This is a genomic window from Streptomyces sp. BF23-19, from assembly GCF_041106355.1.
In the GTDB taxonomy this organism is placed as follows: Bacteria; Actinomycetota; Actinomycetes; order Streptomycetales; family Streptomycetaceae; genus Streptomyces; species Streptomyces virginiae_A.
On record NZ_JBGBPT010000026.1, the window covers coordinates 51697 to 59435 of the forward strand.

Consider the following 7739-nt stretch of genomic DNA (forward strand, 5'->3'; position numbering starts at 1 on the left):
GGCGGCTGCATCAGGTCAGGTCACGTCACGTCGTGGACGCGCAGGACCTCGGTGATGCCGCGCGCGGCCAGATGCGCGGGATCCGAGGCGCGCTCCGCGAGGACCACCGCGGGGCGCACCCCCTGGGCCGTGAGCGAGGCCCACGCCTCGAAGAAGGCCCCGCCCGGGGCGCACACCGAGCGCCCCGGAGCCCGCGCCGCCCCACCGACGACCTCGCCCCCGTCCTCGCCGATGTCGACGACGAGCGCGGTGGACCGCGGGGCCGGGCGGTGCGCACGGCCCCGCCACCGCGCGGTGATCCGGGCGATGGCGGCGCCGGCCGGTTTGGTCCGTCGGTCGTTGGTGAGCAGGCCGAGGCCGTACTCCAACTCCGGGAAGTCCACGAGCTCGCGGGACACGTCGTGCGAGCACCACCAGGTCACGCCCCACAGGTCCGGACAGTCCAGGGCGTTCGCGACGGTGGCCTCGGTGAACCGCGCCGCGTGCTCGGGCGGGATCAGCGGCGCCGGGGCGCCGACCTCCTGGAGCCACACCGGGCGGTGCGGGTCCAGCGCCCAGGCCTTGGAGAGCTCGATCAGGTACGCGGCATGCTGCTCGGTCGCCGTCCCGCTCCGGCCGTGGCGCTGCGCGGTGCCGTTGAACACCCAGGAGTGCACGGCGGTGACCCCGCCCAGCCGGGCCGCCTGGGCCGCGGTGAAGGGGTGCCCGTCCTGGTACCAGGCGGCGTCGTACTCGGCGTGCAGGTGCAGCCGCCCCGGGGCGCCCTCCTCGCAGGCGGCGAGCATCCGCTCCAGCCAGCGGGCGGCCTGGTCCGGGGTGATCCGGTCCGGGTCGGGGTGCGGGGCGCCGGAGAACTGGTTGATCTCGTTGCCGACCGTCATGCCCAGGAAGTTCGGCCGTTCGGCGAGGGCGGCGGCCAGCGTGCGCAGGTACTCCTCCTGCCCGGCGACCACGTCCGGGTCGGTGAAGATGCTGCGCCGGTGCCAGGTCCGGGTCCAGGCGGGCAGGAAGTCGAAGCTCGACAAGTGCCCCTGCAGGCCGTCCACATTGACGTCGAGCCCGCGCTCGGCGGCCGCGTCGGCGAGGGCGACGAGCTGCTCGACCGCGCGCGGCCGGATCAGCGTCCGGTTCGGCTGGAAGACCGGCCACAGCGGGAAGACGCGGATGTGGTCCAGGCCGAGCGCCGCGATCGAGTCGAGGTCGGCCCGCACCTCGTCGAGATCGAAGTCCAGCCAGTGGTGGAACCAACCTTGGGACGGCGTGTAGTTGGCGCCGAAGCGGAGCGCGTCATCGGGCACGGGGCGTCCTGGAGTTCTGGAGTACGCGAGTACTCGACGAATTCACCGGATGCGCCACAACCTGCCGGTGCGGATGAGGAAAGTCAACAGGGCGACCGATCGCCCCACGGCTGTGTACTTATGCGCTTCAGCCCAGTTGACACAAGGGTTGTGTGCCGAAGACCCTGAGGGAACTAATGCGCTTTAGTTCTGCCTGATGGTGAGGGGTGGGGTGAGGGTGTGGGCGGAAATGGACAGTGATATTTCGGTCACGTCGATCGCCGCTCCGACGCCCGCGCGTCCCGCGCGCGGACACCACCGGCAGCCGGCCGGGTCGGCGGCGCGCGCAGCTCCGGAGGCGCGGCGGACCGTGGATCGTCATAAAAGCGTCCTGTCAGGGCAGGATCGCGTACGGTCCGGCCATCGCCATCCGTATTCCGCCACGCGTGACCGCACCCGAAGGACGAATGAGGCAGTCCATGGCCCGCAGACCCACGATCAAGGACATCGCCCGGCAGGCCGGCGTCTCGGAGAGCGCCGTCTCCTTCGCGCTCAACGGTCGGCCGGGCGTCTCGCAGGACACCCGGGCCCGGATCCGCCGCGTCGCCGAGGAACTCGGCTGGCAGCCCAACAGCGCGGCCCGTGCCCTGTCCGGCGAACGCTCCGGAGCCGTCGGCCTGGTCCTCGCCCGGCCCGCCCACACGCTCGGCGTCGAGTCCTTCTTCCTCCAGCTCGTCTCCGGCATCCAGGAGGTCCTCTCCGCCGCCCGGACCGCCCTGCTGTTCCAGGTCGTCGAGGACATCGACGCCGAATGCGCGGTCTACCGCCGCTGGTGGGCCGAGCGCCGGGTCGACGGCGTCCTCGTCGTCGACCCGCGGACGAGCGACCCGCGACCGGCGCTCCTGGAGGCACTGGCGCTGCCCGCGGTCACCATCGGCGAGGCCCTGCCCCAGGAGGGTGAGGGTGGGGGCGGGACCGATCCGGCCGCGGCCACGCCCGCGGTACCGGCCGCGGCCACGCCCGCGGTGCCGTCCGCGGCCCGGCCCGCGGTCCTGTCCTCCGTCCTGTCCTCGGTCCGGGCCGACGACGCCGGCGCCATGGCCCAGGTCCTGGAGCACCTTTACGGGCTCGGCCACCGTCGGATCGTGCATGTCGCCGGGCTCCCCGGCCTCGCCCACACCGTCCGCCGGATGGAGTCCCTGCGCACCGAGGCCGGGCGTCGCGGGCTCGGCCCGGACCAGGTGCGCTCGGTGCTCACCGACTACTCCGACGCCGAGGGCGCGGCGGCCACCCGGCGGGTCCTCGCCGAGCCGGAGCCGCCCACGGCCCTCGTCTACGACAACGACGTGATGGCCGTGGCCGGGAGCGCGGTCGCCGCCGAGCTGGGCATCCCCGTCCCGGGCAGGCTGTCGATCGTCGCCTGGGACGACTCCGCGCTCTGCCGGGTCACCCATCCCCGGCTCACCGCTCTCGTACGGGACACCGCCGGCTTCGGCCGGCTGGCCGCCGAGGAACTCCTGGCCGTCCTCGCGGGCGACCCGCCCGGGGTGCGGATCAGCGAGCGGCCCCGTCTGGAGCCTCGCGAGAGCACGGCGCCACCCTCGGCGCATACTTAACCCTGAAACCTTCCTGGAGCCGCCACCGTGATCATTCCCAGCGCCCCGTTCTCCGCACCGCGGGCAGCCGCGGAGGCCTACGGGCCGACCGTGGCGATCGACATCGGCGGCACGAAGATCGCCGGTGCGCTGGTGCACCCCGACGGCACGATGACGGCCACCACCCGCCGCCCGACCCCGCGCGGGGCGGACGCCGACGGTGTCATGGCGGCGGTCGCCGAGGTCGTCGCCGACCTCTCCGCGTCGCCGCTGTGGGCCTCGGCCCAGCGCTGCGGGATCGGCAGCGCCGGGCCGGTGGACACCTCCCGGGGCACCGTCAGCCCGGTCAACATCGGAGCCTGGCGGGATTTCCCGGTCCAGGAACGGGTCGTGGCGGAACTCGCGGCGCGCGGGGCCGACCTGCCGACCGTGCTGGCCGGTGACGGGGTGGCGATGACCGCCGCCGAGCACTGGCTGGGCGCGGCCCGGGGCCACGCGAACGCGCTGTGCATGGTGGTCTCCACCGGCGTGGGCGGCGGCCTGATCCTGAACAACCAGCTCCACCCCGGCCCCACGGGCAACGCGGGACACATCGGTCACATCAGCGTGGCCTTCGACGGCGAACCGTGCGCCTGCGGCGGCCACGGGTGCGTCGAGTCGATCGCCTCCGGTACGGCGATCGCCCGCTGGGCCCGGGACCAGGGTTGGACCCCGTCGGGCACCGCGGCCGGCGGCGGAGGCGGGAACGGCGCGGGCGGCGCGAGCGGCGGGCGTGATGCCACGGCGGCCGGGGTGGCCGTCGCCGCCGCCGAGGGTGACCCGATCGCCCTGGCCGCCTTCGACCGGGCGGGCCGCGCCCTGGCCGCCGCCATCGCGGCCACCGCGACCCTGGTGGAGACGGACATCGCGGTCATCGGCGGCGGAGTGGCCGCCGCCGGCGACACCCTCTTCGCCCCGATCCGCAGCCACCTCGCGGCCTACGCCACGCTCTCGTTCGTCAAGGACATCCAGGTGGTGCCGGCGATGCTGGGCACCCATGCGGGACTGATCGGCGCGGCCGCGGCGGCGAGCATGCTGCTGCCTTCGCCGTCGCCACAGCCGTCCGCGTCGTGAACCTGAAGGTCCTCGGGACCCCCAGGTTCTCGAGGTCAGGGCTTGACGGACCGGTAGTAGCGGCGTGCGCCCTCGTGCAGGTCCACCGGGTCGGTGTAGATCGCCGTCCGTAGGTCCACGAGCTGCGCCGCGTGCACCTGACGTCCGACGAGGTCGCGGCTGAGGATCACCGTCCGCGTCAACTGCTCGGTGAGCTGGGGGTCGGTCCCCGCCATGGTCACCAGCAGGTTCGGCACGGCCAGGGTCGACACGGCGCTGGTGTTGCGCGCCCGCGCGTAGGTGTCCTGCGGCATCACGGCCGACCGGTAGTAACGCGCCGGGGAGCCGCTCTCCTGGAGCTGTTCCACCAGGTCGCCGAGTTGCACGAGCCGGATGTCGAAGCGCTCCGACAGCTCCCGCACGGCGTTCGTCGGCAGGCCGCCGGACCAGAAGAACGCGTCGATCCGGCCTGCCTCCAGCTCGCTCGGCATGCTGTCGATGCCGATGGACACCGACGTGATGTCCAGCACCGGGTCGATCTTGGCCGCCCTCAGCAGCCGCTCCGAGACCAGCCGCACCCCGGACCCCGGCTGACCGATCGCCACCCGCTTGCCGCGCAGGTCACGGGCCGACTGCACCGGGGAGTCGGCCGGGACCACCAGCTGCACGTAGTCGTCGTAGAGCCGCGCGACCCCGCGCAGTCGGTCCGCGCCGGCCCTCTTGTCGAGCTGGTACTTGGCGACCGCGTCCGCCGTCGCCACCGTGAAGTCCGCCTGGCCGGTGGCCAGCCGCTTCAGGTTCTCCTGCGAGCCCTCGCTGGTCTCCAGCCGCACGTCGACGCCGGGCATGTCCCGCTTGAGGGCCTGCTCCAGCAGCTCCCCGTACCGGTGGTAGACCCCTGCCCGCGCGCCCGTGCTGAAGGTCAGCTCGCCCTGCAGTTCCGGGTGCCCGAAGGGCTTCAGCCACCACGTCAGGACTCCGAGCACGGCGAGTACGGCCACCAGGACCCGCAGGGCGTGGCGCCTGCTGATCCGGGGCGGTACGAGAGGCATGGCCGCGATCCTGCCACCCGTCCGCCGTCCTGTCACGGCGCGGGTCTTCCGGGGGCCTGCGCGCGGAGCCTTCCCAGCGGTGTGCGCGCGGCCGGCCCGGGCGGTCCGTCCGTGCGCCAGGCCGGTGCGCCCCGGCCGGTCGGCCCCGGCGCGGTGATCCGCGGCGCGCACGGTCCGCGGCGCGCACGGTCCGCCGCCGGCGCCAAGGCCGGTGGCGGCCAGGACCTGCTGCTCGTCCTCCTCGGCTGCCGCCTTCCCCCGGGTCGGCCGAACGGGGGACCGGAGGGCCACCGGGTACCGCCTACCCTTGTTGCATGACCAGCAGCGACCGGAGCCAGGCAGTGGACGTGAAGCGAAGCTACGAGGTGCGCACCTACGGGTGCCAGATGAACGTGCACGACTCGGAGCGGCTCTCCGGTCTGCTGGAGGACGCCGGCTACGTCCGGGCGCCCGAGGGCGCCGACGGCGACGCCGACGTCGTGGTCTTCAACACCTGCGCGGTCCGCGAGAACGCCGACAACAAGCTGTACGGCAACCTCGGCCGGCTGGCCCCGATGAAGACCAAGCGCCCCGGCATGCAGATCGCCGTCGGCGGCTGCCTCGCGCAGAAGGACCGCGACACGATCGTCAAGCGGGCCCCCTGGGTCGACGTCGTCTTCGGCACGCACAACATCGGCAAGCTCCCCGTGCTGCTGGAGCGCGCCCGCATCCAGGAAGAGGCACAGGTCGAGATCGCCGAGTCGCTGGAGGCCTTCCCCTCCACGCTCCCGACCCGCCGCGAGTCCGCGTACGCCGCCTGGGTCTCGATCTCCGTCGGCTGCAACAACACCTGCACCTTCTGCATCGTCCCGGCCCTGCGCGGCAAGGAGGAGGACCGCCGGCCCGGCGACATCCTCGCCGAGGTGGAGGCCCTCGTCGCCGAGGGTGTCTCGGAGATCACCCTGCTCGGCCAGAACGTGAACGCGTACGGCTCGGACCTGGGTGACCGCGAGGCCTTCAGCAAGCTGCTGCGCGCCTGCGGCCAGATCGAGGGCCTGGAGCGGGTCCGCTTCACCTCCCCGCACCCGCGCGACTTCACGGACGACGTGATCGCGGCGATGGCGGAGACCCCGAACGTGATGCCGCAACTGCACATGCCGATGCAGTCCGGATCGGACACGATCCTGAAGGCGATGCGCCGCTCGTACCGCCAGGAGCGCTTCCTCGGCATCATCGAGAAGGTCCGCGCCGCCATCCCGCACGCGGCGATCTCCACCGACATCATCGTGGGCTTCCCCGGTGAGACGGAGGAGGACTTCCAGCAGACGATGCACGCGGTGCGCGAGGCCCGCTTCGCGAACGCGTTCACCTTCCAGTACTCCAAGCGCCCCGGGACCCCGGCGGCCGACATGGAGGGGCAGATCCCCAAGGAGGTCGTCCAGGAGCGGTACATGCGCCTGGTCGCCCTGCAGGAGGAGATCTCCTGGGACGAGAACAAGAAGCAGGTCGGCCGCACGCTGGAGGTCATGGTCGCGGAGGGCGAGGGCCGCAAGGACGGCGCCACGCACCGCCTCTCCGGCCGCGCGCCCGACAACCGCCTGGTCCACTTCACGAAGCCGGGGGCGGAGGTCCGCCCGGGTGACGTGGTCACCGTGGACATCACCTACGCGGCTCCGCACCACCTGCTGGCCGAGGGCCCGACGACGACCGTGCGCCGGACGCGCGCCGGCGACGCCTGGGAGAAGCGCAACGCCGCCCCAGCCCAGCCGGCGGGCGTCATGCTCGGCATCCCGACGCTGGGCGTCCCGGCGCCCCTGCCGGCCGTCACGTCCGGCTGCGCGGTGCCCGCCTCCTCCTGAAGCACGGTCCGAGGGGTGCGGGAGGCACGGTGACGCGCCTCCCGCACCGTCGGCGTGTCCGGCTAGGCTGCGGATCATGCTCGTAGCCGCCGCCGTCTGTCCCGCCCCGCCGCTGCTCGTGCCGGAGGTCGCCGCGGGGGCCGCCGCCGAACTCGGCGACGCCCGCACCGCCTGCTCCGACGCGCTGGCGGTGCTCGCCGCGTCCCGGCCCGACCTGCTGGTCGTGGTCGGCGCCGCCGCCGAGGGCGGCCCCTACGACCAGGGCACCCCCGGCAGCTTCGCCGGGTTCGGCGTGGACCTGACCGTCACCCTGGGCCCCGACCTGGGCGAACCGCCGAGCGGCCACGCCACCGGGGTCACCCTCCCGACGTCCCTCGCGGTGGCCGGCTGGCTGCTCGGGCAGGCCCGCTGGGCGGCCGCCCCGGTCGCCGGAGCGGGCGTCGCCGCGGACCTCGCCCCGAGCGGCTGCGGCCTCCTCGGCGCGGATCTGGGTGGTTCCGCCGAACGGGTGGCCATGCTGGTCCTCGGGGACGGCAGCGCCTGCCGCACCCTCAAGGCCCCCGGTTACCTCGACGAGCGCGCCGCGGCCTTCGACGCGGCCGCGGCTCGCGCGCTGGGCGCCGCCGACGTGGCCGCGCTGGCCGGGATCGACGCCGTTCTCGCGGCGGAGCTCCAGGCCGCCGGACGGGCCCCCTGGCAGGTGCTGGCCGGCGCCGCCGAGGGCGCGGAACTGGAAGGGCGCCTGCTGTACGAGGACGCGCCCTACGGCGTGGGGTACTTCGTCGCCGCCTGGTCGTAGCCGCCCGGCGACCACCTGGGCACAGACCACGCCGACAGGGCCCGCGGGGCCGAGAGAGTGGCCGTAGGGCCCAGGGAACGGCGAAA

General features: G+C 73.9%; 6 protein-coding genes. 4 read left to right on the forward strand and 2 right to left on the reverse strand.

Annotated elements, in window-relative coordinates; genetic code table 11:
• Window positions 1-20: 20 nt before the first annotated feature.
• A complete protein-coding gene (locus tag AB8A24_RS17030; protein WP_328961385.1) occupies window positions 21-1298 on the reverse strand; it encodes a glycosyl hydrolase in 1278 nt (425 codons plus the stop codon).
• 458 nt (window positions 1299-1756) lie between these two features.
• Here AB8A24_RS17030 and AB8A24_RS17035 point away from each other — a divergent pair, with 458 nt between their 5' ends.
• Together AB8A24_RS17035 and AB8A24_RS17040 are read left to right on the forward strand one after the other, a co-directional pair.
• Window positions 1757-2893, forward strand: a complete 1137-nt coding sequence (locus AB8A24_RS17035; RefSeq protein ID WP_369476411.1) for a LacI family DNA-binding transcriptional regulator — start codon at window positions 1757-1759, stop codon at window positions 2891-2893.
• Between the two features lie 33 nt (window positions 2894-2926).
• Window positions 2927-3985, forward strand: coding sequence for an ROK family protein (locus AB8A24_RS17040; RefSeq protein ID WP_328965827.1), 1059 nt, complete (start codon window positions 2927-2929; stop codon window positions 3983-3985).
• A 35-nt stretch (window positions 3986-4020) separates the two neighbouring features.
• Here AB8A24_RS17040 and AB8A24_RS17045 read toward each other — a convergent pair whose 3' ends face one another.
• Window positions 4021-5016, reverse strand: coding sequence for a TAXI family TRAP transporter solute-binding subunit (locus tag AB8A24_RS17045; RefSeq protein WP_328961383.1), 996 nt, complete (start codon window positions 5014-5016; stop codon window positions 4021-4023).
• Window positions 5017-5330: 314 nt separating this feature from the next.
• On the opposite strand from AB8A24_RS17045, the gene miaB reads away from it, so the two are divergent.
• Window positions 5331-6854 (forward strand): tRNA (N6-isopentenyl adenosine(37)-C2)-methylthiotransferase MiaB, encoded by a 1524-nt coding sequence (gene miaB / locus AB8A24_RS17050; RefSeq protein ID WP_328961382.1) that lies wholly within the window; start codon window positions 5331-5333, stop codon window positions 6852-6854.
• Window positions 6855-6930: 76 nt separating this feature from the next.
• Window positions 6931-7653, forward strand: coding sequence for a class III extradiol dioxygenase subunit B-like domain-containing protein (locus AB8A24_RS17055; RefSeq protein ID WP_369476414.1), 723 nt, complete (start codon window positions 6931-6933; stop codon window positions 7651-7653).
• Window positions 7654-7739: the final 86 nt, after the last annotated feature.